Below are 24,331 nucleotides of genomic sequence, written 5' to 3' on the forward strand. Positions count from 1 at the left end.
TGCCTGCTTTCACAGGGGCGGCAGAATCTCCAGCAAGCTCAAACCCGTGAACCTGGGAGAATAACAAGATGAGTACCCTGCACCGTATCGAAGCCAAACTGCTGGAAGACCGCTACGCACGCGGCTGGCACTGCCTTGGCCTGGCCGCCCGCTACCGCGACGGCAAGGCCCACCGCCTGGACGTGTTCGGCACCCGTCTGGTGGCGTTTCAGGGCGAGGACGGCGAGTTGCATATCCTCGACGGTTATTGCCCGCACATGGGCGCCGACCTCAGCACCGGTTGCGTCGAAGGTAATTCGATTCGCTGCCCTTTCCATGCCTGGCGCTGGGGCGCCGATGGCGTGTGCGATGACATTCCTTACGCCAAGCGCATTCCGCCTCGGGCCAAACTCAAGAGCTGGCCGCTGATGGAAGAAAACCATCTGCTGTTCGTGTGGAATGACCCTGAAGGCAACCCGCCGCTGCCCGAGCAACGCATCCCGCGCATCGATGCCTGCTTCAGCAACGAATGGGCCGAGTGGGAAGTCGCCGAATTGCAGATCGACACCAACTGCCGCGAACTGATCGACAACGTCGCCGACATGGCGCACTTCGGCACGGTGCACGGCGCCCCGGTCGAGGCCTTCAGCAATGTGTTCGAAGGCCACCTCGCCACCCAGATCATGAGTGCCCGCAGCGAGCGGCTGTCCGGCGACAGCGTGCTGAGCACCGTGGCCACCTATTACGGGCCGGCCTACCAGATCACCGAAATGACCGGTGCCATGAACGGCCAGCCGATCCATTCGATCCTGCTCAACTGCCATGTGCCGATCGACCTCGACAGTTTCACCCTGCGCTACGGCGTGCTGGTGAAAAAAATCCCGGGGCTCAGCGAAGAACAGAATCAGGCGATGGCCAAGGCCTATGTGCAACAGGCCCAGGCTGCCTTTTACGAAGACGTGTCGATCTGGCACAGCAAGACCCGCGTCGACAACCCGCTGCTCTGCGATGGCGATGGCCCGGTCTATCAATTGCGCCGCTGGTACGAGCAGTTCTACACCGACGTTGCGCTGCTTTCAGCGGAGGTGAAGGAGCACAAAGAGTTCATCGTGCGGGCCCGCGAACCCGCCTGATCAGCGGGTTTTCGCGATCCTGCGCCTGACCGGCCGCCGCCGGTCAGGCCTGGTGCCGGGGCGTTGCAAGTGGTCGATACAGGCGCTTATTCTCGGGCACCGCAAACCACTAATAATAAGAACGGGTTCCCCATGCAGCAGAGCCTCAGCCTCGACACGTTCAGCGATCTCATCGGCAACCTGTATCAGGGGCCGCTGGAAACCATTCCCTGGGCGACCTTTCTCAACCAGCTCAACGTTCATCTTGAAAGCAAATACGTGACCTTCATCCTGCGGCCGCCCAGCACCCATGTGGACGGACTGATGGTCAACACCACCGGCACCTCCACCGAAGCGGTCGCTTCGTACAACACGCACTTCTTCACCCTCGACCCCTTCGTCGGCCTGCCCAACCGCCAGGTGGTGACCCTTGCCGAATTCGTCTCCAGCGATGACTGGCAGAAATCCGAGTTTTACAAGAACTTCCTCGAAGCGGTGGACGTGTTCCATATCCTCGGCGCCGACATCAACACCTGCGACGGCGCCCAGTGCCGGATCCGCATCAGCCGTGGCCGCGATGACAAGCCGTTTGGCGATGAAGAGAAAACCCTGCTCGCGCATTTCATTCCGCACCTCGAGCGCTCGATCAAGGTTCACATGCAGCTCAACCGCATCGAGGTCGAACGCAACCTCTACGCCGGTGCGGTGAATCAGATGGCGGTCGGCACGATCATCCTCGACGAGGCCGGCAAAGTGCTGCAGACCAACCAGGTCGCCGACCGGCTGATCCAGGAAAAGGACGGCATCAAACTGGTCAACGACGGCCTGCAGGTCGGTACTGACCGCGACACCCAAGAGTTTCGCCGTTTGGTGAAGCAGTCGCTGCTCTCGCAGAAAAGCAGCAACCCGTCGATGGTCGAAGCGTTGCGCGTGCAGCGGCCGTCCGGGCGCGCCGATCTGGGCATCATCGTGCGTTCGGTGCCGCTGTCGGAGTGGAGCGAAGGCAAACAGTGCCCGACGGTGGTGATCTTCATCAGCGACCCGGAGCAGCAGTCCACCGCACCCCAGGAGATCGTCCGCGCCCTGTTCGACTTCACTCCCGCCGAAACCCAGCTCGCCATGTTGTTGGCCAACGGGCTGACCCTCGATGAAGCCTCGGAAGAACTGGGCATCAGCCGCAACACCGCGCGCGCCCACCTGCGTTCGACCTTCTCCAAGACCGGCGTGACCCGCCAGACCATGCTGGTGCGCCTGATCCTGCGCAGCGTGGCGACCCTCGGCTGACATGCCTCCCGCGCCATCGCCCGCCCGGGCGATGGCTTTTGCAAACAACTAGTCCATTCAGACGAAGCCGAAGATCTCCCGCCGTCTTACCTTGCCTCTACAACAATAAAAATCCGTATGAGGCCCGCCATGCGAAATTCCACCTGCGCCCTGCTGCTGATCGTCTGCGTCGGCAGTTCCGTCAGCCTGTGTCAGTTGTTCAGAAACGAAGCCTATCGACCAAGCGCCGCGCTTCTGGGTTGTTCGGGCACGGCGGTGAACTGCTACCCGCCGCTGGTGCGCAATCTGCTGCCATAAATCTGCGCCCATAGATCTGTTCAAATAGAAAAGCACCGGCCTGCAAGCAGCGCCGGTGCTTTTTGTTGTCTGTCGAGGATCAGCTCGGCAGGAAGCCCCGCGCCCGGGACAGGGTCAGCGCCAGGTCTTCGATCATGTCTTCCTGACCGCCCACGGTGCCCCGCCGCCCCAGCTCCACCAGCAATTCGCGGGCGGCCACCAGGTACTTTTTCTCCGCACGTTTGGCGAACAGCAGGAACGAGCTGTAGACCCCGGCGTATCCCAGCGTCAGGGCATCGCGGTCGAGGCGGATCGGTTGATCCATCATCGGCACGATCAGGTCTTCGGCGACGTCCATGATCCCGTACAGGTTGACGCCGCTTTCCACGCCCATCCGCTCCAGCACCGCAACGAACACTTCCAGCGGCGTGTTGCCCGCACCTGCGCCCAGCCCCGCCGCCGAGCCGTCGATACGCGCAGCCCCCGCTTCGATCGCGGCCAGGGAGTTGGCAATCGACATACCCAGGTTGTGGTGGCCGTGAAAGCCCACTTCGGTGCCGGCGTTCAAACCGGCGCGCAGTACGCCGATTTTCTCGCTGACCTCGTCCGGGAGCATGTAGCCCGCCGAGTCGGTGCAGTAAATGCAGTTGGCGCCGTAACTCTCCATCAGCCGCGCCTGTTCCAGCAGTTTTTCCGCGCTGACCATGTGGGCCATCATCAGGAAACCGACCGTATCGAGGCCCATTTTTGCCGACATGCCGATGTGCTGGCCGGAGACGTCGGCCTCGGTGCAGTGGGTGGCGACGCGGATGGTCGACACGCCGTGCTCATGGGCCATGCGCAGATGATCGAGGGTGCCGATGCCGGGCAACAGCAGCGCCGAGACTTTCGCCTGACGCAGTCGTGGAATCACCGCCGAGAAGTATTCCTCGTCGCTGTGGGCCGGCATGCCGTAGTTCAGCGACGCACCGCCGAGGCCGTCGCCATGGGTGATTTCGATCAGCGGCACGCCGGCCGCATCGAGGCCGGTGGCCACGGCGATCATCTGGTCCAGGCTGATCTGGTGCTGTTTGGCGTGCATGCCGTCGCGCAGGCTCATGTCGTGCAGACGAACGCGTTTACCTTGCAGATTCATGGTCATTCTCCACTTAACGGGCGGGCAGTTGCAGGGCGCCCTTGTGGGCTTCTTCGGCGAACATTTCGGCGGTGCGCAGGCCGGCGGCGGTCATGATGTCGAGGTTGCCGGCGGATTTGGGCAGGAAATCCCCGAGGCCTTCCACCTCGATGAAAATCGAGACCTTGCGGCCATCGAACACCGGGCCGTTGATCAGCTTGTAACCCGGTACATAGCGCTGCACTTCCTCGACCATCTGCAGCACAGAGGCGCGAATCCGCTGCTGATCCGGCTCGTCGTCCGTCAGGCAATGGATGGTGTCGCGCATCATCAGCGGCGGCTCGGCCGGGTTGATGACGATGATCGCCTTGCCGCGCCGGGCGCCGCCGATCTTCTCGACTGCGCCGGCTGTGGTGCGAGTGAACTCGTCGATGTTCTGCCGGGTGCCTGGGCCGACCGAGCCGGACGAAACCGTGGCGACAATCTCGCCGTAACTGACCGATTGCACCCGCGACACCGCTGCCACCATTGGGATCGTCGCCTGGCCGCCGCAGGTGACCATGTTGACGTTCATCGCCAACGACGCTGCGTGCTCCTTGAGGTTGACCGGCGGCACGCAGAACGGGCCGATGGCCGCCGGCGTGAGGTCGATCATGATCACCCCCAGCTCGTTGAGCTTGCGGCTGTTCTGCTCGTGGACGTAGGCCGAGGTCGCATCGAAAGCGATGCGAATGTCATCGTCGAGCACATGGGGCAGCAATCCGTCGACACCTTCGGCGGTGGTTTTCACCCCCAGTTCGCGGGCACGCTTGAGGCCCTCGGACTCGGGGTCGACACCGACCATCCACACCGGCTCGATCCATTCCGATCGACACATTTTCATCAGCAGGTCAGTGCCAATGTTTCCCGGGCCGATAATGGCCGCTCTGAGTTTCTTGTTCATCCGGTTAAACCCCACGGGTCAGGCGCAGAAAGACACCCGGGCAGCGCCCAGGCCATCGATGGTCAGAGAAAAACGGTCGCCCGCACGGGCAGGCTCAAGCGGAACCAGAGAACCCGAGAGAATCAGCTCTCCGGCCTTGAACGGAATGCCGAAGGCGCCCAGGGTGTTGGCCAGCCAGGCGACCGCCGTCAAAGGGTTGCCCTGCACCGCCGAGCCCAGTCCTTCGCTCAGTGGTTCGTCGTTCTTGAATACGCGCATGTGCAGATTCGGCAGGTCCAGCGCTCGCGGATCGGCCTGGACATCGCCCAGCACAAATACACCGCAGGAGGCGTTGTCGGCGACGGTGTCCTGGATGCGGATGCGCCAGTCGTGGATCCGCGAGTCGACAATCTCGAAGCACGGCGTCACGTACTCGGTCGCCGCCAGCACATCGGCCTCGGTCACGCCGGGGCCGATCAGGTCGTGCTTGAGCCGGAAAGCAATTTCGCCCTCGGCACGGGGCTGGATCAGCCGGTTCGCCGACAGAGAAATGTTCGCGTCATTGCCGAACGACATCTGCCGGGTGATGAAACCAAAATCCGGCTGATGCACGTTAAGCATTCGCTGGACCGCTGCCGACGTCACGCCGATCTTCTTGCCGACGATTTGGTCACCGGCCGCGACCCGGCGTTCGATGCAATACAGGGAAACATGGTAGGCGTCTTCGATGCTGATCGACGGCCAGCGCTCGGTCAGCGGGGCCACGGTGTTGCCCGCAAGCAACGCCTGATACAACTCTTCGCCGAACTGGCGACGCAATTGCGCGCTCATCGCTGGCCTTCCTGAAAGAAGAACAGACACTCGCGATTGAACAGCTCGCGGTACTCGACCATCACCCAATGCCCGCATTCGCTGAGCAGCACAAAACGAATGTTCTGGCAGAGCTGCATCATCGTTTGCGCACCCGACACCGGGCAGAACTTGTCGTCCATGCCCCAGAAGCCGAGGATCGGGCACTGCAACTCCTTCAGGCGCTCGGTCATGTTCGGCACTTGCATGGTCGACAGCACACAGACCGGTTGCTCGCGCACCACGTCGACCCGTTCGTTGACGGTCTCGGCGCTGATCAACGACTCGTCGAACAATTGCAGGGTCAGTAAACGGCGCATGCCGTCGGCATCGTGCAGTTCACCTCGGGCAAACGCGGCGCCCATTTTCTGGATGCCTTCCATTTGCAGGTAATACTGTTCCTTATCCATCAACCCGCCCGGTGCCATCAGCACCAGTCGGCTGACCCGCTGCGGCTGGTCCAGGGCCAGTTTGATGGCGATGGCGCCGCCCAGGGAGTTGCCCACCAGAATGCAGCGCTGGATATCCAGGGCATCGAGCAGCCCGCTCAGGGCGCTGACGAAAAAGTCCAGGGTGTAGAGGGTGTCCGGTTTGTCGGACGCGCCATAACCCGGCAGGTCCGGCACGATCACGCGATAACCGGCGGTGACGAACAGCGGGTAGTTCTGTTTGAAGTTGCTGTGGCCGCTGGCACCGGGCCCGCTGCCGTGGATGAACACCACCGTTTCGGCGCTGCCGGTGCCCTCCCCGCCGATATCCAGATAATGCAGCCGCAACCCCTGCGGCAGCGTAACGAAGTGCCCTTGCGCCATTGCGCTCATAAGGTGTGCTCCCGGCTATTGTTGTGGCCGGATTATTTCCGCTGGCCTGTCCCTCAACATCGTCCGACAGGACTAGCCGTCCTAGTCTTTTCGGACGTTGGCCACCGGGCCCCGCGCCCCTAGCATCGAGGGCATTGATCTTTGACAGAACGAGGCTTTTGCATGCTGGATGCGCTGGATTTTCGCGGCAAAGTGGTGCTGGTCACCGGGGGCGGCAAAGGCGCTGGCCGGGGCATCTCTCAGCGGTTTCTCGACGGCGGTGCCGAGGTGGTGATCTGCGGTCGCGAGGCGCCGGAGTCATTGCCGGCGAGTGCGGGACGCAAAGCGGTTTTCCTGCCGTGCGATCTGCGCGATGTCGAGCAGTCCGCGCGGCTGATCGACACCATCGTCGAGCGTTTTGGCCGGCTCGACGTGCTGGTCAACAATGCCGGCGGTTCACCGAATGCCGATGCCGCCAGCGCTTCGCCGCGTTTCAGCGAAGCGATCATTCGCCTGAACCTGCTGGCCCCGCTGAATCTCTGTCAGCAGGCCAATCGGGTGATGCAGGCGCAGGCCGACGGCGGTGCGATCATCAATATCTGCAGCGTCAGCGCGGTTCGGCCTTCACCGGGCACAGCGGCTTATGGCGCGGCCAAGGCTGGATTGCTGAACCTGACCCGCTCGCTGGCCGTGGAATGGGCGCCGAAAGTGCGGGTCAACGCGATCACGGCCGGGTTGATCCTTACTGAACAGGCTGCCTTGCATTACGGCGATCAGGCCGGTATTGCCCGTGTGGCTGCAACCATTCCGCTGCAACGCCTGGCGGCGCCGGAAGACATCGGTGACACCTGCCTGTACCTCGCCTCCCCCTGGCGCGTTATGTCAGTGGCGCGGACATCACCGTGCATGGTGGTGGCGAACGCCCGGCGTTTCTCGACGCTGCCCAATCTCATTGAGCTCAACAAAAAGGAAATCCAGCATGCCGGCAACTGCCTGCCACAGCGTTCTGCTCGAACTTACTCTGCCCGCCGCCTGGGCCAAACTGCGGGATCTGCGCCTGGCGCCTCACTATGTGCCGGGACTTACCGGTTGCCAGTTGCATCCCGGGCCGGTCGAAGGGCTTGGCGCCAGTCGCCGGGTGTTTCGCAAGGGCGGCCAGTGGCTGGATGAAAGCGTGGTGCAATGGCAGGACGGGGTCGGTTTTGTCCTGGTGCTGCACAAGGCCAGCGCCGGTGCGCCCTTCCCGTTTCGCGAAGCCAGTTTCAGTTATGCCTTGCAGCGTGAGGGTGAGTTCAGCCGCATGACCACCCAAATGCACTACAGCCTGCGCGGCGGCAGGCTGATGGAAAAACTGCTGGGCAAGGCCTTTAACAAGGTTGTGCGGCAGATTGCCGAGAATCTCAAGGTCTATTACGAGAACGGCCTCGCGCAATGAATCGGGTTGCAGGCTGCGATATGGCGCAGCCTGCAACTGAAATCAGGGCTGCGGCCCGATGTTGGCTTCGCTCAATAGGCTTTCATCGAGCGGATCTTGCCGGCGTCATCGAATTCCATCACATCGATCACATGCAGCGAGCATGGCTGCCCCGCCCACTGCATGTCGACCCGAAACGGCATCGCCCCACACCCGTTCAACGTCGCGCGAACCGGGCCGGTCAGCGTGGCCGACACCTGGCTCGCACCCAGCCCCTGGCGGTAGAAACGCTCGATGTCCGCGAGGCCCTGAATCGGTGGTTGACCGACCGGGTCTTCGACCGTGGCACCCTCGCTGTACAGTGCAAGAATCCCGTCAATGTCACCGGCATCCACCAACTCCACATAACGGGCCATGGTGGTTTGAATCTGCTGAGCGCTGATCATTCAGACCACCTCGAACAGGGCCGCAGCGCCCATGCCGCCGCCGATGCACATGCTCACCACGACGTAGCGCAAGCCACGGCGCTGGCCTTCGATCAAGGCGTGGCCGACCATCCGCGCACCGGACATGCCGAACGGATGCCCCAGCGCAATCGCCCCGCCGTTGACGTTCAACCGTTCCTGAGGAATGCCCAGCGTGTCGCGGCAATACAGCACCTGACAGGCAAACGCCTCGTTCAGCTCCCACAGGCCGATGTGGTCCATGGTCAGGCCCTGACGCTTGAGCAGCTTCGGAATCGCGTAGATCGGGCCGATGCCCATTTCGTCGGAGTTGCAGCCCGCGACGGCCATCCCGCGATAAATCCCCAAGGGTTCCAGCCCGCGCTTCTCGGCCAGTTTGGCGCTCATCAACACCGAGGCCGACGCGCCGTCGGACAACTGCGAGGCGTTGCCGGCAGTGATGAAACGGCCCTTTTCGGTCCATTCGCCGCCGGCCCAGACCGGCTCAAGTGCAGCGAGATTCTCGCGGGTGGTGTCGACGCGGTTGCACTCATCGCGTTGCAGGCTGAGGGTTTCGAAACGGGTTTCGCCGGTGGCCTTGTCGAAAATCGCCTTGCGGCTGGTCATCGGCGCCAGTTCCCGGTCGAACAGCCCGGCACTCTGGGCCAGGGCTGTTCGTACCTGGCTGTGGTAGCTGTATTCGTCCTGTTCTTCGCGGCTGATGCCGTAGCGGGCGGCGACGATCTCGGCGGTTTCGATCATCGGAATGTAAGCGTGCGGATCGCGTTCGAGCACTGCACCCGACTGGTTGCGATAGAGGTTCTTGTGCTTGTTCTGCACCAGCGAAATCGACTCCAGGCCACCCGCCACCGCGATGTCGATTTCGTCGCACATGATGCTTTTGGCAGCCATGGCGATGCTCATCAATCCCGACGAACACTGGCGTTCGACAGCCATGCCCGACACGGAAAACGGCAAGCCTGCGGCAATCGCGCACTGGCGACCGAGGTTATAGGACTGCGTACCCTGCTGCGCCGCCGCGCCGATGATCACATCGTCCACTTCGCCGGGCTCGATGCCGGCCCGGTGTACGGCTTCGCGCACCACGTGGCCACCGAGCAGCGGCGCTTCGGTGTCGTTGAACGCACCGCGAAAGGCTTTGCCGATCGGGGTGCGGGCGGTCGAAACAATGACGGCTTCTTTCATGCGGGATTCCTCGAAGGTGCTGCTGAATCTTGCGGGTAGTAGCGGCTGATGGTGTCGACCACGCAGCCGGGGCGTTCTTCGCCGTCGATCTCGACGCTGACACGGATGGTCGCCTGCACGCCGCCCTTGACCTCGTCGACGGCCATCAACTGCGCACGCCCTCGCACACGGGCACCCACCGGCACCACCGTGGGAAAACGCACGCGCTCGCAGCCATAGTTGACGCCCATGGCGATGCCGCGAACCTCGACGATCTGCGGCAGAAACAGGTTGACCAGCGACAGGCTCAGATAGCCGTGGGCGATGCAGCCGCCGAAGGGACCGCTGGCGGCCTTGAGCGGATCGACGTGAATCCACTGATGATCGCCGGTGGCTTCGGCAAACAGATTGATGCGGTCTTGCGCCAGCAACAGCCAGTCGCTGACGCCCAGCTCTTCACCCACCGCGTCGCGCAGAGCGAAAGGCGTGTCAAAAATACGCGGCATGTCACGCCCTCTGGCTGGAAACCGACAACACTTCGCCGGTCATGTAGGAGCTGTAGTCGCTGGCGAGGAACATCATCACATTGGCCACTTCCCAGACCTCGGCGGCACGGCCGAAGGCTTCGTTGGCCGCCAGTTGCTCGAGCACGGCCTGCGGCGCGGATTTGCGCAGGAAATCGTGCAGCGCAATGCTCGGGCTCACCGCGTTGATGCGGATTCCGTAGTCGGCGGCCTCGACCGCTGCGCAGCGAGTCAACGCCATGACCCCGGCCTTGGCCGCCGCGTAATGCGCCTGCTCTTTCTGCGCCCGCCAGCCAAGGACCGAGGCGTTATTGACGATGACCCCGGCGCGGCGCTCCATCATCTTCGGCAGCATGGCGCGGGTCATGCGCATGGTGCCGGTCAGCGTCACATCGAGAACACGGCTCCATTGCTCATCGGTCATGTCCACCAGCAACGCCGAGCCACCGAGGCCGGCGTTGTTGATCAGCACATCGACGCCCCCAAGATCACGCTCGGCGCTGGCAATCAGCTGTTGCACCTGGGCTTCGTCGGCGACGTTGCAGACTTGCCCGAAAACCTGCTGCAGACCGGTGGCTTCGCGGATTTTCAGCACCGCTTCGGCCAACCGGCCTTCATGAATGTCGCTGATCATCAAGGCACGACAGCCTTCCTCGGCGGCTCGCAGCGCAGCGGAAAAACCGATACCGGCACCGGCTGCTGCCGTGATCAGCACCGACTTGCCACGCAACAGGCCGTGACCGGCGACATAGTGAGGAACAGACATGGAAAACTCCTTGATCACACAGGAAGGCGCGGCTCTTTGGGCATGCCCAAAGCGCGCTCGGCGATGATGTTGCGCTGGATCTCGTTGCTGCCGCCGTAGAGGGTGTCGGCGCGGCTGAACAGGTAAAGCGATTGCAGGCGCGTGAGTTGATACGGCGCGGCTTCAAGCAGTTCGGCGTCGGCGCCGAGGACGTCCATCGCCAGCTTGCCGAGGCTGGCGTGCCAGGTTGACCAGAACAGCTTGTAGATGGTCGCTTCCTTGCGCAGCGAACCGTCCTGCGCACCCGACAGCATGCGCAGCGAGTTGTAACGCATGATCCGCAGACCGCTCCAGGCCTGAGCCAGACGCTGGCGCAAGGCCGGATCGCGCGCGGCACCATTGGCCCGGGCGATGCCGATGATCTCGTTCAGTTCATTCTGGAATTGCATCTGCTGGCCGAGGGTCGACACCCCGCGCTCGAAACCGAGCAGCGCCATGGCGATCTTCCAGCCCTCGCCCGGCTGGCCGACGATGTTGGCAGCATCGGTACGGGCGTCGTCGAAGAACACTTCGTTGAATTCCGAGGTGCCGGTCAGTTGCTCGATCGGTCGCACGGTGATTTCGGCTTGCGCCATCGGCACCAGCAGGAATGACAGACCGCGATGGCCGGCACTGCCGGGCTCGGTGCGGGCCAGCACAAAACACCAGTCCGATTCATGGGCCAGCGAGGTCCAGACCTTCTGCCCGTTGATAACCCAAGTGCCGCTGTCCTCGTCCAGCACTGCCCGGGTCTTGACGTTGGCCAAGTCCGAGCCGGCGCCCGGTTCCGAATAGCCTTGGCACCAGAATGCCGTGCCGTTGACGATGCCCGGCAGGAATCGCTGCTGCTGTTCGACGTTGCCGAAGGCCGCGATGGTCGGGCCGGCCAGGCCTTCGCCGATATGGCCCATGCGTCCGGGACCGCCGGCGCGGGCGTATTCCTCGTGGAAGATCACTTGCTGACTGATCGACAGGCCACGGCCACCGTGTTCCGGGGCCCAGCCCACGCAGGTCCAGCCACCCTCGGCGAGTTTGCGCTCCCAGGCTTTGCGTTCCTCGGGGAACATGTGCTCGTCGCCCGGGCCGCCGCGAAAACGCAGGGCTTCGAACTCACCGCTGAGGTTGATGCGCAACCAGTCGGCCACTTCCTGACGGAAGCGTTCATCGTGTTCGCTGAAACTGATCTTCATGGCTGCTCCCCCAGAATCGCCTCGGCGATACGCTCCAGATGCCAGGCCGGCAGTCCGAGAAAACTCTCGCTGGCGCGGGCGCGTTTGAAATACAGGTGCACGTCGTATTCCCAGGTGAAGCCGACCCCGCCGTGCAACTGAATGGCTTCCGAGGCACAGTGAAAGAACGTTTCCGAACACTGGGCCTTGGCCAGCGCAGCCGCTGTCGGCAACTCGGCGGCCACCTGCGGATCGCCTTCGGGGTCGAGCACTTCCTGGGCGACGCAGGCCGCGTAATAACTGGCCGAACGGGCGCATTCCACTTGCAGCATCATGTCGGCGGCGCGGTGTTTGAGGGCCTGAAAACTGGCGATCGGCCGGCCGAACTGCTGGCGTTCCTGCATGTAAGCGACGCTCAGATCCAGCACCTGTTGCGCGCCGCCGGTCTGTTCGCAGGCCAGGGCGATGCAGGCCAGTTGCAGCACGCGCTCCAGGTGCGGCCAGCCTGCGCCGAATTCGCCGAGCAGGCATTGCCCGTCGAGGTACGCGCCATTGAGCCGGATGCGGGCCTGGCGACGGGTCTGGTCCATCGTCGGCAGCATCTGCCGCTCGATTCCGGGGTGATCGGCATCCACGGCGAACAGACTGATGCCTGCCTCGCCAACGGTTCCCGGAAGCCGGGCGGCGATGATCAGCAGGTCAGCGCCATGCCCGTCGAGCACATGATTGAGGGTGCCGTTGAGCACAAAACCGTCGCCCTCCTTCACCGCCGTGGCCTGCACGTCTTCGGCAGCCCGGCCATTGGCGCTGCTGAATGCCAACGCTGCGGTCACGCTGCCGTCGGCAATCAACGGCAGCCAGCGCTGCTTTTGTTGATCGTCAGCGGCCAGCAACAGCGCCGGTGTGGCCATGCAGGCTGTGGCGAAAAAGGGAGAACACAGCAAGCGCCGGCCCATCTGTTCCAGCAGGATTCCCAGTTCGACAAATCCGAGCCCCAGCCCGCCGTAGGCTTCGGGAATATGAATCGCCGGCCAGTACATTTCGCTGCACAGGCGCTGCCACAACGCTTCGTCGAAACCCCGTTCACTGACCATAGCCGCGCGCACGGCGGCTGAATCCGAGACATCCGCCAGAAAACCTTCGGCGGATTCGCGGATCATTTCCTGTTCGTCGCTGAATGCAAACTCCATCGCGGCGCCTTCTGTTCGTCTGGCGGAGCACCCGTGAAGTGGTGCCCCTTTGAGCAGCGAGTCTGGTCCGGGTGGTGCACGGCAGAATCGTCAGGCTTGCCTAGTCCGAATGGAGGTTGTCGAAAGTTTTGAACGAATCGGCTTTCATCCGGATCTTTCTTTCGAGGTTAACTTGCAAGTTCAAGGACCAACTAACCGAGTAAATCACTCAACTATCAAAAGCACTTATAGCCAGCCGCAATAACTCAAATAACAAAAAATAATGCCACTTGGCCATCATCTAAGTAGCTTGCTAACAAACTCAGTTGAAATTATTTCTCATCTGGCGATTTAAACAGCATTGAAAACACTTCAACAAAAGCGCTCATCTTGTTGAATAAGCTAAAAATACCTACAGGCAAGTCCCGACACCTTACGACACTCTCTCACCCACTAAATACCCTCCGAAAAACGCCATCATCCAATCGACTTGCAAAACCACAACAACCGTCTAGGTTCATGAATATCTTCGCAAGCGCTATCAATCGAATAATAAAAACAGCCCTCCCGGCGGGAGCGTTCATTCTTCTGAAACAAACAAGACGCTGCTTTAGTTGCTGAACGGAACTCAGTCATCACAATCAAGAGGGATGCTTGATGAAGCACAGCCGTTGGTATCGTGCGCTCTCGAAAAATGCGTCGGCCGGACATTTCTGGCTGTCACTGTTTTGCTTTGCAGTACTGGTGATTGCCAGCTTCCTGTTGTTCGAACAGCAGATCCAGGACTTCCTCAATCATCTCGACCTGTACCTGCCGAGTTCCCCCACCCAGCAACTCAACCTGGCGCTTTTGCTGATCGCCCTGTTGGCGCTGGACGTCGTGTTGCCCGTGCCTTCCAGCGTGGTCGCGCTGCTGGCCGTGGCCATGTTGGGCAGCGTCGGCGGTTATCTGGTGATCTTCATTGGCCTGTGTCTGGGTGCCGGATTGGGTTACGCATTGGGGGCCGGTTATTTCCGGATGCTGTCCAGTCGTCTCGGCTTGCATCAGCGCAAGCCCGGACAAATGGCTTATCGACTGGGCACCCTGTCGTTGATCTGCCTGCGCGGCGTGCCGGTACTGGCGGAAACCTCGGTGGTGGCCGCCGGCATGCAGCGTTATCCGCTGCGGGCATTCCTGCTGGTGACGACCCTGGCCAACGCCGGGTTGGCTCTGGCCTATAGCGCCATCGGCACATTCCTCGTCGAGGAGAACGCGTTACTGGTGACGATTCTCGCCAGCATGGTGTTGCCGGGGCTGTTCATCGCCGGCTATAGCCTGTTCAAGGCCTTGCGCAAACACGGCGCCGGGCAAGTGCTGCACGGGCGGTTCGAGGTCAGTTACGACTACCCGGTGGTGTTCACCGATCACCTCTTCGATTCTTCCAACCCCTGCCTGCATCAACAACTCACCGCCCGGCAAAACGGCCGGGTGACGGTGATGGCGTTCGCCGATGAACAACTGCTGAAAAGCGCGCCGCACCTGCTGGCTCAGATCGAAGGCTACTTTGCCGCCCATGCAGCGGACCTGCATTTGCAGGCGCCGCCGATTGCGGTTCCGGCCGGTGAACTGAGCAAGGATTCACAGGTGTTGCAGCAGCTCTACGCCGACATGCTGAAACACGGGCTGGACCGGCATTGTTATGTGCTGGCCCTTGGCGGTGGCGCGGTATTGGATTCCGTGGGCTACGCCTGCGCCACCTTCCATCGCGGCATACGCCTGATCCGCGTGCCGAGTACTGTGCTGGCGCAGAACGATGCCGGCATCGGTGTGAAAAACGGCATCAATGCCTTCGGCCAGAAAAACCTGCTCGGCGCCTTCTACCCCGCCACCGCCGTGATCAATGACTTCCAGTTGCTGACCAGCCTCACCCGCCGCGACCAGATCGCCGGGCTGGCCGAAGCGGTGAAAGTCGCGCTGATCAAGGACCGGACGTTCTTCGAATGGATGGAGCAACAGGCCGACGCCCTCGCCCGCTTCGATCATCCGGCCAGTCGTTACGCGATCCGCCGCTGCGCCGAACTGCACCTGGCGCATATCACCGGCGCCGGTGATCCCTTCGAGCGCGGTAACGGCCGGCCACTGGACTACGGGCACTGGGCCGCACACAAACTGGAAAACCTCAGTCACCACCGCTTGCGCCATGGCGAAGCCGTGGCGGTGGGCATGGCCCTCGACGGGCTCTACGCCAATGCCCTCGGGCTGCTGAGCGATACCGACAGTGAACGAGTCATGAGCCTGTTGACCCGGCTCGGTTTCAATCTGTGCCCGCCGGAACTGACACTCAAGGATGCGCAAGGTCGCTCACCGGTGTTGCTCGGGCTGGAAGAATTCCGCCAGCACTTGGGCGGACAACTCTCGATCCCGATGCTCAGCGGAATCGGCCAGTCGGTGGACCTGCATGAAATCGACGACGCGCGAATGGAACGGGCGCTGCAGAAACTGTCCGCCCGCAGCATCCCGGTGCTCGACCTGAGCGAGGGCTTCGCGAAATGAGCCAGACGCCGCAAAGCCTCAAGGCCTGGCTGACCCTCGGCCGGGTGTCCAACCTGCCCACGGTGTGGACCAACACCCTGGCCGCCGCCCTGCTGGCCAGCAGCGCCGGGGCACTGGCGCCGCCCTCGTGGCTGGTGTGGATTCTGCTGCTGTTTACCCTGTCGCTGCTGTATCTGGCCGGCATGTTGCTGAACGATCTGCTGGATGCCGACTGGGATCAGCAACACCACAATCCTCGGCCCATCACGCTGGGGCTGGTCAGTCGCCAGCAAGTGCGCCTCGCCACCGTGTTGTTGCTGACACTGGCGGCCGCTTCGGTGCTGGGCCTGAGTCAACTGATCGATCAGCCGCATTGGCTGCTGGCCAGCGTCACCCTGCTGGTGGGCTGCATCATTGGCTACAACGTGCTGCACAAAAAATACGCCCACAGCGTGTGGTTGATGGGCGCCTGTCGCTCGGCGCTGTACCTCACGGCGGCGGCCAGTCTGGCGGTGCCGCCGGAGCCGATCTGGCTCTGCGCGATTTTGCTGGGCGTCTACATCAGCGGGCTGACTTACCTGGCGCGCAATGAGCACAACAACCAGTTGCTCAGCCGCTTGCCCCTGCTTTTGATGTTGAGTCCGCTCGCGTTGGCGATCTACGCCGACAACCTGTGGTTCTGGCCGGTGTTGCTGCTCTGGCTCGGCTGGCTGGGTTGGCATTACCGGCAACACCTTGCCGACCCGCAGCAGCGCAAGGTCCGCGCCTTTATCGGGGCCGGCCTCGCGGCGCTGCCACTGTTCGATGCGCTGGTGATGGCCGTGGCCAACCAGCCGTTGGGCAGCCTGCTGTGTGTTCTGGTGTTTTTCCTGCTCCCACACTTCCAACGCTGGATCAAACCGACATGAACATGGACGTCACCGCGCCGCCGACGGCGGCCCTCGGCATGCGCCGCGATTGCCTTGCCGAACACCATCAGGCCCTGAGCGGGCAGCTCGATGACAGCGAATTGCACTGGTGGCGTCAGGCACAGGAACAACTGGCCCGGCGACCGGACGCCAATACCGCATCGCTCCTGAGTGGCCAGTGCAAGCGTCATTTGCGTGACCGGGCACTGCCCGACAGCCACTGGAATCTGATCCAGCTGGCACGTGCGTTATTGCTGGCACAGGTCCTTGAACAGTCCTCCGAGGGCGGACAATTGTCCTTGCTGCGCCAGCTTTTTCTGTGGGGCGACGATCAGGAAAAGATCGCCACCCTCAAAGCCTTCGACTGGCTCGACAGCCATGGTCACTGCGTGGAACTGGCGTTGCAGGCCGGGCGCACCAGTAACAGCCAGGTGTTTGCCGCCCTCGCCCTCGATACGCCCTACCCGTCACGTCATTACCCGGAACGGGCCTTCCACCAACTGGTGCTGAAAGCACTGGGCATGGGGCTCGATGTGCGACGCCTGACCGGCCTGAGCCAGCGGCACAGTCTCACTCTCAATCAACTGGCTCTCGACCTGCTGGAAGAGCAACTCGCGGCTGACCGGGCGGTGTCCGTCGGCTTGCCCCTGGCGATCGCCTTCGACCGGCTCACCCCGGCGCAGCGTCAGCGACTGGTCGAGCTGAACCAGCAGCAACGTTTGCCGCCGGAATGGCACGCCCACCTGAACTGATACCCAACGTCTCCTTTCCCTTGACGAGGATTCACCATGCCCAAGTATTTCGATCCGCACATTCACATGGTCAGCCGCACCACTGACGACTACCAGAACATGGCTGCCGCCGGTATCTCCGGGGTGATCGAACCGGCCTTCTGGCAGGGTCAGGCCCGCACCAGTGTCGGCAGCTTCATCGATTACTTCGACACCCTGCTGGGCTGGGAGCGCTTTCGCGCCAGCATGTTCGGCATCCATCACTTCTGCACCATCGGCCTCAACCCCAAGGAGGCCAATGACTTGTCGGTGGCCAATGAAGTGCTGGAGATTCTGCCGCGCTATCTGGTGAAGGACGGCGTGGTGGCGGTCGGTGAAATCGGCTACGACGACATCACGCCCGAGGAAGACCGCTTTCTCGCCGCACAACTGGAACTGGCCAGACAATTCAACCTGCCGGTGCTGGTGCACACGCCGCATCGCGACAAGATCGGCGGCACCAAGCGCACGCTGGCGGTGATTCGCGAGGTGGGGATCAACGAAAATCTGGTGATCATCGATCACCTCAACGAACTGACGCTGCCGCTTGTGCTGGACAGCGACTGCTGGCGCGGCCACTCGATCTACCCCAATACCAAAATGTCGGAACAGCGCATGGTCGCCCTGCTCCAGCAGTACGGCACCGAGAAAATGGTGGTCAACAGCGCGGCCGACTGGGGTATCAGCGATCCGCTCAAGGTGCCGAAAACCGGTCAGGCAATGTTGGCGGCGGGTTTCAGCGAGGCCCAGGTCGAACAAGTGCTGTTCCATAATCCGGTGGACTTTTTCGCCCAGAGCGGCCAACTGGACAAAACCCTGATCAGCACCCCGCTGCCCATCGATCAGCGCCGGCAATGGCAGGACAATTCTGCCCTGCGCGGGCAGGAGCCGGTGATCAAATGAGTGCCGGCATGGGTTGGGCTGCCGCGCAGGTCGGGTATTGCAGCAATGTGCACCCGACCCATGACCTGGCCAGGCTGAAGGCCTCCATCGAACAGCACTTTCAGGGCGTGCGCGCACAACGCGGGCTGAAACAACAGGACAGTGGACTGTGGATCAGCGCCCTCGCCGCCACCGGGTTACAGCAGAAAACCGCACGTGCGGAGTTCCTCGGCCTGCTGCAACGCAGCGGACTGCGACTGACCTCGCTCAACGGTTTTCCCTACGGGCAGTTTCATGACGGTGCGGTGAAAGCCGCCGTTTACCTGCCGAGCTGGGCCGAGCCGAAGCGCCTGGCGTACAGCCTTGAACTGGCGCAAATCCTCGCGCAGGCGTTGCCGGCCGACTGTCATCAAGGGGTGATTTCCACCGTGCCGCTGGGGTACGCGGCCACCTGGAGCCCGACCCTGCAACAACGTGCCGAGTTTCAGCTGCGCGAACTCACGACCTCACTGGCCAGGCTGCATCGGGAGACCGGCAAGAAAATCGTGTTCTGTCTGGAAATGGAACCGGACTGCGTGCTGGAAAACACCGATCAGGCCATCGCCTTCTTCCGCCGCTGGCAAACCACCGATCCGCACCATGAGTATCTGGCGCTGTGTTTTGACGTCTGCCACCAGGCCGTGATGTTCGAAGACTGCTATCGCTCGCTGGTGAGGCTGCGTCAGGCGCGGGTGCCGATCGGCAAGATCCAGCTGTCCAATGCTCTGGTCTGTCGCCTGCCCTCCGCAGACGACAGCCGCCGCGAACAGGTCCTCGAGACCTTGAGCGACTTTTGCGAAACCACCTACCTGCATCAGGTGAAGGCGCTGGACGCGCAGGACCGTTTGGTGGCCTGGGCCGATCTACCTGCCGCCCTCGACGATTGCGCGAAGCACCCGGATCTCTTTTCCGAGTTACGTATTCATTTCCATATCCCGCTGTTCAGCGAACAGCTGGTGTTGCCCGAGCTGAGCGGCAGTCAGATCGCCCTGGCGCAGACCTTCGACTATCTCGCCGACCATCGCGAGTTTCGCCCCGTGCTGGAGGTGGAAACCTACAGCTGGGGCGTCCTCCCCGCCCAGTTGCGCCCGACCACCGAACACGCCCAGCTGCAGGGCATCGCGGCGGAACTGAAATGGGTCGAGGAGCAGTTGCGCCAACGGCAACTGTTGCAGCCACAAGCGCAGGAGACGTACGCCGATGCCCTCTGAACAACCGCGCCAACCGCTGTTGCTGATCAACGTGGTCGGGCTGACGCCGGCGTTGCTGGGCGACGCGACCCCGAACATCAATGCCCTGCTCAAAACCGCAAAAATGGCCAGCCTGCAACCGGTATTTCCGGCTGTCACCTCGTCCGTGCAGGCCTCGATTCTCACCGGGCGGCCGCCGTCCGAACACGGCATCGTCGGCAATGGCTGGTACTTTCGCGATCAGGCCGAAGTGAAGTTCTGGTTGCAGCCCAATGCGTTGATCCAGGGGGAAAAGGTCTGGGAAACACTCAAGCGCGAGATCCCCGGGTTTCGCTGCAGTCAGTTGTTCTGGTGGTACAACATGTACGCCGACGTGGACGCCGCCATCACCCCGCGTCCGCACTACCCCGCCGATGGACGCAAATTGTTCGGCCTGTATTCGTCACCGGCTTCGTTGCACGAAACCATCGAACGGCAGATCGGCGAGTTTCCCTTTCCCGGGTTCTGGGGGCCGGCGGCGGGCATTGCGTCGAGCCGCTGGATCGTCGATTGCGCCATCGCCGAGTTCCAGCTCAATCGGCCCGACCTGCAACTGATCTACCTGCCGCACCTCGACTACAGCTTGCAGCGGGTGGGTCCCGATCATCCGTCGATTGCCGATGAGGTGCGGGCCATCGATAAGGAAGTCGGGCGTCTGTTGGCGTTCGCCGATCAACAAGGCGCGGCGGTGATGTTGCTGTCGGAATACGGGATCGAAGCGGTCAGCCAATCGGTGTCCATCAACCGCGTGCTGCGCTCGGAAGGTTTGCTGGAAGTACGCCAGTCGCTGACCTGGGAATTGCTCGACCCCGGCGCCAGTGCAGCCTTTGCCGTGGCCGATCACCAGATCGCCCATGTCTACGTGAAAAACGCCCGGGACATTGCCCGCGTCAAAGCGTTGCTGCAGCGCCAGCCCGGCATCGAGCAGGTGCTGGACAAGGCCGAGCAACGAGCCTTTGCGCTGGATCACCCGCGCAGCGGCGAGCTGGTGGCCGTCGCCGCAGCCGGTTACTGGTTCGACTACTACTACTGGTTCGACGATCGCAAGGCCCCGGACTTTGCCCGCACTGTGGACATCCACCGCAAGCCGGGCTATGACCCGGTGGAGCTGTTCATCGACCCGGCCATTCGCTTCCCGAAACTGCGAGTCGCGCGGCGACTGCTGCAGAAAAAACTCGGTTTTCGCTACTACATGGACCTGATTCCACTGGACACCGGACTGGTCCGTGGCAGTCACGGCCGCCTGCCCGAGCGTGAGGACACCGGCCCGCTGCTCATCACCAATTGCGATCTGCCGCTGCCGCAAACCCTGGCGGCCACGGCAGTGAAACAACTGCTCCTTCAGCATTTCCTGGGGCACCTCTACCACCACTCGGCCAATGCCAAGGAGCTTCCATGCGGCGAGCCATTTCTTTAACCGTTCTCAGTGCACTGGCCGGTTTGGCTCAGGCACAGGACACCAACAGTTTCGATTGCAATCAATTCCTCAAGTTTGGAACCGACATCGCCAAGACCCGGGCGGCGTTCCAGCAGAGTCCCGAAACCATGGCCTGGAACTGGTTTGTCTGTCTGAACCAGTTCAGCCCCACCCAGGCCAGCAACCGGGTGTGGGAAACCATGAAACCTTCGGATCAGGTCTACCTGCCCGATGGCGCTGCACCCGGTGCCTACGCCAGTCCCGTGCCGCCTCCGACCGAGGTGCTGACACAGGCCCGAACGCTGGGGATGGACCTGAACCGGACCTTCCACAACCTCAATGCCACGCAACAGGTCGATGGTCTGGCGCTGCACATGGGCGGCGCCGTGCCTGCTTCTCAGCGAGGCAACCCGGTGCGTTTTCAACTGCTGATGGGTCAGGACACCTTCGATTACATCGTGCAGCGTCAGGTCTACAACATGAACGGTCAGGCCGCGCTGCCGGGCAACCTGGACTTCCCCGCCACCGCGTGGGAGTTGAAGGCCGCGTGGCTGTGGATCGGCTCGGACACCACCTACCGGCAAACCCTGGCCAACGATGGTTACTACATCGGCCAGGCTTATTACGAGCAGGATGACGGCACCTATCAGGTCGGTTATGCGGCGTTGAGCGGGCTGCACGTGGTCAACAAGCTGGACGCCAACTGGGTCTGGACCACCTTCGAAAACGTCAACAACAGCAAATACACGGTGACCAACGACCCCACACCGACGCCGATGACCAACACCACCGGGCCGACTCCGGCCGCCAAACCGGTGAACGTCAGCTTCCAGGCGAGCAACCCGACGCTATCAAAGTACGAACTGATCGGGGTCGAGTTCCAGCCCGTCACTCAGGTGCTGGCCAACTCGCAACTGGAGTCGGCGTTCCAGAACACCTCGTCCTGCCTGGCCTGCCACGGCACTGCGGCCTACTCGAACGACAAGGGCTACTACAACTTCGCCATGAAACAGGATGGCGGCATCGTCTACCCGACCACTCCGCTGCCGGCCTCCGACTTCGAAGGCTACAAAAAACTGGACTTTGTCTGGTCGCTGAAGCGCGCCCAGTGGCAACGCTAAGGAGCATGACATGAGCGTATTGAACTTCCCCCGGATCTACCTCAACGGCCATATGTTCTGGAACCCGCCAACGGCCAACAACAACGATGTGCTGCCGCTGTATGACGCGGTGAAGATGGATATCAACTGGCCGTTTACCAACTACTTTGACATCACCCAGGCCAACGCTCCTACCACCCTGATGCCCTGGATCATTTCACCGGTGCAGCAGAAGGATTTGCCGCCCTATGTGCAGCAGGTTCCAACCAATGGCGGCTCAGGCACCTTTCCGTTCATACCCGCCGAATGGGACCTGTTTGGCGACAACGCCTGCGGGACGGTGAGTTACCAGAGCACCCGCTCGACCATTATTGGCGGCGAGTTGCAGGCCAACACCTACATTGCTCAGGACGCACTGGTCGGCAGGGACTTCCAGTTGCTCGGCAATCCTTTTGGCAGCAATACCCCGACGGCCGCGCGCTTCGTCGATATCAGCCCATGGCAGAACACGTTCACGGCGCTGTACTTCGACAAGCTGCAGTTGGGAGATGCCACCTGTGGCCTGACGTTGAACCGTCAATACCGGATGCTCGACCGCTTCCTGACGTTCAATTGGGCCGGCGACTTCGGTGGTCTGGCCTATGTCACCACCACCTGGCAGACCTGCTTTCCCAGGGACAATCTGGAATGGGTCATTGGCGATTCCGTCCTGCTGAACAACCTCAAGCAACAGATGGAGGCGCAAAACGCTCAGGGCCTGATGTTCAGGTTCGCCACGTACCTCACCTGTTACGACAGGAACGGTGTGTTCAACGACTTCCCGTACATCAACACCCGCAACAATGACCCATCGGCGCTGGCCCGTATGACAGCGATGTATCAAAAGGGGCTGGACAACGTTTCCGATATTTTCTTCAACCCCGCCTACAACCGTACCGTCGCGACCCTGGGTCTGTGGTTCGACCACGAATACCCCACGGCGCCCGCCGGTCAGCGTCTGGTCACCGACCAGAAGATCATGGTCACTCGCCCCGGCATGCCTCAGCCGAAAGGCACCAATCTGGGGGTGACCTCGGCGCAGATCACCAACAACACGCTGTCGCTGGATCTGGCCAACACGTTCCCGTTCTATCCGCTGGACAAGAACGCCGATGTCCTGACGGCCGAGAAGTTCCAGGCCGGCGACTTCAAGCTGGGCGTATCGCAGAACGGGAATTTCGTGCCGGTGGTCGACATCGGTTTCGATCAGTATCAGCAGTCGGCTTTCGACAAACGTTCGGGCCTGCTGGATATCCCTCTCAACGCCACACAAGCGACGACCTTGCAATCCGGCCCGCTGGAGTTGCAACAACAGAACTCCACAGGATCCGTGAAGGCCGCCGTCCAGCAAGTCTGGACCGCCGAGGTGATAGAAAGCGGCACCTTCGTGGATGTGAACGACCACAAGACGCTGACCATCATGGTGCAGAAAAACGGTCAGCCGGCCGCCAACACCACACTGTTTGTGGCGGAGTACGGCAATCCGTACAACGTGACCACCAGCGACTACTACCTGACGTTCAGTAATAACCCCGACTTCACACTGTTCTACGACCACCCTGAAGACCGTAGCCAGAACAAGTCGAATCTTCAGCAGTTCCAAGGCGCGCGCCCCTCACCGAATTATCTGGCCACCGGCAGTGGGCGCCGACTCACCGCCCTCAAGAACGTGAACCAGCAAACCGGGACGCCAATCGGTTATCAGGCGTTCATGAATGGCTCGAGCAAGCCGATTACGGTGCCCCTGAGCCCATGCCTGCAGTTCGACGCCGGTGTCTACACCACGGGAACACTTGCGAACGACCAGTCCGCCCAGGTGAATTACTCCTACGTAACGACCACCACCGGCCCCGACGGCAAAGCCCAGGTGAGTTTCAGGGCACTCGCCCCCGGCTTCCCGACGTTGCGCTTTTTCGTGAAGGACGGCACCAACGACCCGGCCATCCCTTTCAGTTTTGCGCTCAACGAGGCCCAGATCGACTTCCTCGCCCCTCTACGCGTCCTGCCTCTGGACATACAGCTGCAACAGGACTTCGTCAATCACTGGAATGACATCTACAGGAACAAGAACGCGCCCACCGCAATCTGGGAGGAATTCATCTACCCAAGGGTCCTGAAGACCTTCTACTACCTGTACCCGATCATGAACAAGTTCATGCCGCTCAACTCCCAGACCCGCGTCGAAGGCGCTGTCGATCAGTTGATCCGGCTGATCAGCAAGGAGTACCAGGAAGAAAGCACCCTCGCGATGCCCATCACCCGCGACCTTTCGCAAAGCCGTCGCGCCGTGCTGGAGTTGTGGGCGCAGAAACTGGTCAAGCGCAACTTCCCGCCCGTGAAACTCAACATGAGTGATTACGACGACCTCTGATCCATCAGGAAAGATGAGCCACTGCGGGCTTCGCGCCCGCA

At 61.8% G+C, this 24,331-nt stretch carries 22 protein-coding genes and 1 pseudogene; 13 read left to right on the forward strand and 10 right to left on the reverse strand.

Going from position 1 to position 24,331, the window contains the following annotated elements; all coding sequences use genetic code 11:
- The first annotated feature begins 68 nt into the window (after positions 1 to 68).
- The 3 genes from R1A29_RS14295 to R1A29_RS14305 all read left to right on the forward strand — a co-directional run bounded on the left by R1A29_RS14295 (position 69) and on the right by R1A29_RS14305 (position 2,672).
- A complete protein-coding gene (locus tag R1A29_RS14295; RefSeq protein WP_438301954.1) occupies positions 69 to 1,112 on the forward strand; it encodes a Rieske 2Fe-2S domain-containing protein in 1,044 nt (347 codons plus the stop codon).
- Between the two features lie 132 nt (positions 1,113 to 1,244).
- Complete coding sequence (locus R1A29_RS14300) at positions 1,245 to 2,375, forward strand: helix-turn-helix transcriptional regulator (RefSeq protein ID WP_114883150.1); 1,131 nt, start codon at positions 1,245 to 1,247, stop codon at positions 2,373 to 2,375.
- Positions 2,376 to 2,504: 129 nt separating this feature from the next.
- Positions 2,505 to 2,672, forward strand: a complete 168-nt coding sequence (locus tag R1A29_RS14305) for a hypothetical protein (RefSeq protein WP_167748764.1) — start codon at positions 2,505 to 2,507, stop codon at positions 2,670 to 2,672.
- Positions 2,673 to 2,751: 79 nt separating this feature from the next.
- Here the strand turns inward: R1A29_RS14305 and dmpG are convergent, their stop codons facing one another.
- Genes dmpG through R1A29_RS14325 form a run of 4 tightly spaced genes read right to left on the reverse strand, consistent with a single transcriptional unit; the run spans position 2,752 to position 6,357 of the window.
- Positions 2,752 to 3,786 carry a 4-hydroxy-2-oxovalerate aldolase gene (gene dmpG, locus R1A29_RS14310; protein WP_248739751.1) on the reverse strand — a complete coding sequence of 345 codons (1,035 nt, stop codon included), beginning with the start codon at positions 3,784 to 3,786 and terminating at the stop codon, positions 2,752 to 2,754.
- 13 nt (positions 3,787 to 3,799) lie between these two features.
- Positions 3,800 to 4,708: an acetaldehyde dehydrogenase (acetylating) gene (locus R1A29_RS14315; protein ID WP_085709925.1), complete on the reverse strand. Its 909-nt coding sequence runs from the start codon at positions 4,706 to 4,708 to the stop codon at positions 3,800 to 3,802.
- Positions 4,709 to 4,726: 18 nt separating this feature from the next.
- Positions 4,727 to 5,518 carry a fumarylacetoacetate hydrolase family protein gene (locus tag R1A29_RS14320; RefSeq protein WP_438301955.1) on the reverse strand — a complete coding sequence of 264 codons (792 nt, stop codon included), beginning with the start codon at positions 5,516 to 5,518 and terminating at the stop codon, positions 4,727 to 4,729.
- On the reverse strand, positions 5,515 to 6,357 hold the full coding sequence (locus tag R1A29_RS14325; RefSeq protein WP_438301956.1) for an alpha/beta fold hydrolase: 843 nt from the start codon (positions 6,355 to 6,357) through the stop codon (positions 5,515 to 5,517). The genes R1A29_RS14320 and R1A29_RS14325 overlap by 4 nt, the downstream gene beginning before the upstream one ends.
- A 162-nt stretch (positions 6,358 to 6,519) precedes the next feature.
- On the opposite strand from R1A29_RS14325, the pseudogene R1A29_RS14330 reads away from it, so the two are divergent.
- Both R1A29_RS14330 and R1A29_RS14335 read left to right on the forward strand, forming a co-directional pair.
- Positions 6,520 to 7,292, forward strand: a pseudogene (locus R1A29_RS14330) (SDR family oxidoreductase).
- Positions 7,293 to 7,315: 23 nt separating this feature from the next.
- The gene (locus tag R1A29_RS14335; RefSeq protein WP_438301957.1) at positions 7,316 to 7,771 is read left to right on the forward strand and encodes an SRPBCC family protein; all 456 of its coding nucleotides are present in this window, start codon (positions 7,316 to 7,318) and stop codon (positions 7,769 to 7,771) included.
- 71 nt (positions 7,772 to 7,842) lie between these two features.
- On the opposite strand, the gene R1A29_RS14340 is transcribed toward R1A29_RS14335, so the two are convergent.
- From R1A29_RS14340 to R1A29_RS14365, 6 genes are read right to left on the reverse strand one after another with little or no spacing between them, the layout of a single operon-like run.
- Positions 7,843 to 8,196, reverse strand: a complete 354-nt coding sequence (locus tag R1A29_RS14340) for a nuclear transport factor 2 family protein (protein ID WP_438301958.1) — start codon at positions 8,194 to 8,196, stop codon at positions 7,843 to 7,845.
- Positions 8,197 to 9,399, reverse strand: a complete 1,203-nt coding sequence (locus tag R1A29_RS14345; RefSeq protein WP_438301959.1) for an acetyl-CoA C-acyltransferase — start codon at positions 9,397 to 9,399, stop codon at positions 8,197 to 8,199.
- Positions 9,396 to 9,884: a MaoC family dehydratase gene (locus R1A29_RS14350; RefSeq protein WP_438301960.1), complete on the reverse strand. Its 489-nt coding sequence runs from the start codon at positions 9,882 to 9,884 to the stop codon at positions 9,396 to 9,398. The genes R1A29_RS14345 and R1A29_RS14350 overlap by 4 nt, the downstream gene beginning before the upstream one ends.
- 1 nt (position 9,885) lies before the next feature.
- On the reverse strand, positions 9,886 to 10,668 hold the full coding sequence (locus tag R1A29_RS14355) for an SDR family oxidoreductase (RefSeq protein WP_438301961.1): 783 nt from the start codon (positions 10,666 to 10,668) through the stop codon (positions 9,886 to 9,888).
- A 14-nt stretch (positions 10,669 to 10,682) separates the two neighbouring features.
- Positions 10,683 to 11,876, reverse strand: coding sequence for an acyl-CoA dehydrogenase family protein (locus R1A29_RS14360; RefSeq protein ID WP_438301962.1), 1,194 nt, complete (start codon positions 11,874 to 11,876; stop codon positions 10,683 to 10,685).
- Positions 11,873 to 13,045, reverse strand: coding sequence for an acyl-CoA dehydrogenase family protein (locus R1A29_RS14365; RefSeq protein WP_438301963.1), 1,173 nt, complete (start codon positions 13,043 to 13,045; stop codon positions 11,873 to 11,875). The genes R1A29_RS14360 and R1A29_RS14365 overlap by 4 nt, the downstream gene beginning before the upstream one ends.
- Before the next feature lie 636 nt (positions 13,046 to 13,681).
- Here R1A29_RS14365 and R1A29_RS14370 point away from each other — a divergent pair.
- Genes R1A29_RS14370 through R1A29_RS14405 form a run of 8 tightly spaced genes read left to right on the forward strand, consistent with a single transcriptional unit; the run spans position 13,682 to position 24,290 of the window.
- Complete coding sequence (locus tag R1A29_RS14370; protein ID WP_438301964.1) at positions 13,682 to 15,556, forward strand: 3-dehydroquinate synthase; 1,875 nt, start codon at positions 13,682 to 13,684, stop codon at positions 15,554 to 15,556.
- Positions 15,553 to 16,443, forward strand: coding sequence for a UbiA family prenyltransferase (locus R1A29_RS14375; RefSeq protein ID WP_438301965.1), 891 nt, complete (start codon positions 15,553 to 15,555; stop codon positions 16,441 to 16,443). Before R1A29_RS14370 ends, R1A29_RS14375 begins: the two co-directional genes overlap by 4 nt.
- Positions 16,440 to 17,195, forward strand: coding sequence for an EboA domain-containing protein (locus R1A29_RS14380; RefSeq protein ID WP_438301966.1), 756 nt, complete (start codon positions 16,440 to 16,442; stop codon positions 17,193 to 17,195). The genes R1A29_RS14375 and R1A29_RS14380 overlap by 4 nt, the downstream gene beginning before the upstream one ends.
- Positions 17,196 to 17,231: 36 nt before the next feature.
- The gene (locus R1A29_RS14385; RefSeq protein ID WP_438301967.1) at positions 17,232 to 18,116 is read left to right on the forward strand and encodes a TatD family hydrolase; all 885 of its coding nucleotides are present in this window, start codon (positions 17,232 to 17,234) and stop codon (positions 18,114 to 18,116) included.
- Positions 18,113 to 19,345 carry a metabolite traffic protein EboE gene (gene eboE, locus R1A29_RS14390; protein WP_438301968.1) on the forward strand — a complete coding sequence of 411 codons (1,233 nt, stop codon included), beginning with the start codon at positions 18,113 to 18,115 and terminating at the stop codon, positions 19,343 to 19,345. The genes R1A29_RS14385 and eboE overlap by 4 nt, the downstream gene beginning before the upstream one ends.
- A complete protein-coding gene (locus R1A29_RS14395) occupies positions 19,335 to 20,780 on the forward strand; it encodes an alkaline phosphatase family protein (protein WP_438301969.1) in 1,446 nt (481 codons plus the stop codon). Before eboE ends, R1A29_RS14395 begins: the two co-directional genes overlap by 11 nt.
- Positions 20,759 to 21,901: a hypothetical protein gene (locus R1A29_RS14400; RefSeq protein WP_438301970.1), complete on the forward strand. Its 1,143-nt coding sequence runs from the start codon at positions 20,759 to 20,761 to the stop codon at positions 21,899 to 21,901. Before R1A29_RS14395 ends, R1A29_RS14400 begins: the two co-directional genes overlap by 22 nt.
- 10 nt (positions 21,902 to 21,911) lie before the next feature.
- Positions 21,912 to 24,290, forward strand: coding sequence for a hypothetical protein (locus tag R1A29_RS14405; protein ID WP_438301971.1), 2,379 nt, complete (start codon positions 21,912 to 21,914; stop codon positions 24,288 to 24,290).
- Positions 24,291 to 24,331: the final 41 nt, after the last annotated feature.

This window comes from Pseudomonas sp. NMS19W, assembly GCF_051554255.1.
GTDB classification, from domain to species: Bacteria; Pseudomonadota; Gammaproteobacteria; order Pseudomonadales; family Pseudomonadaceae; genus Aquipseudomonas; species Aquipseudomonas kribbensis.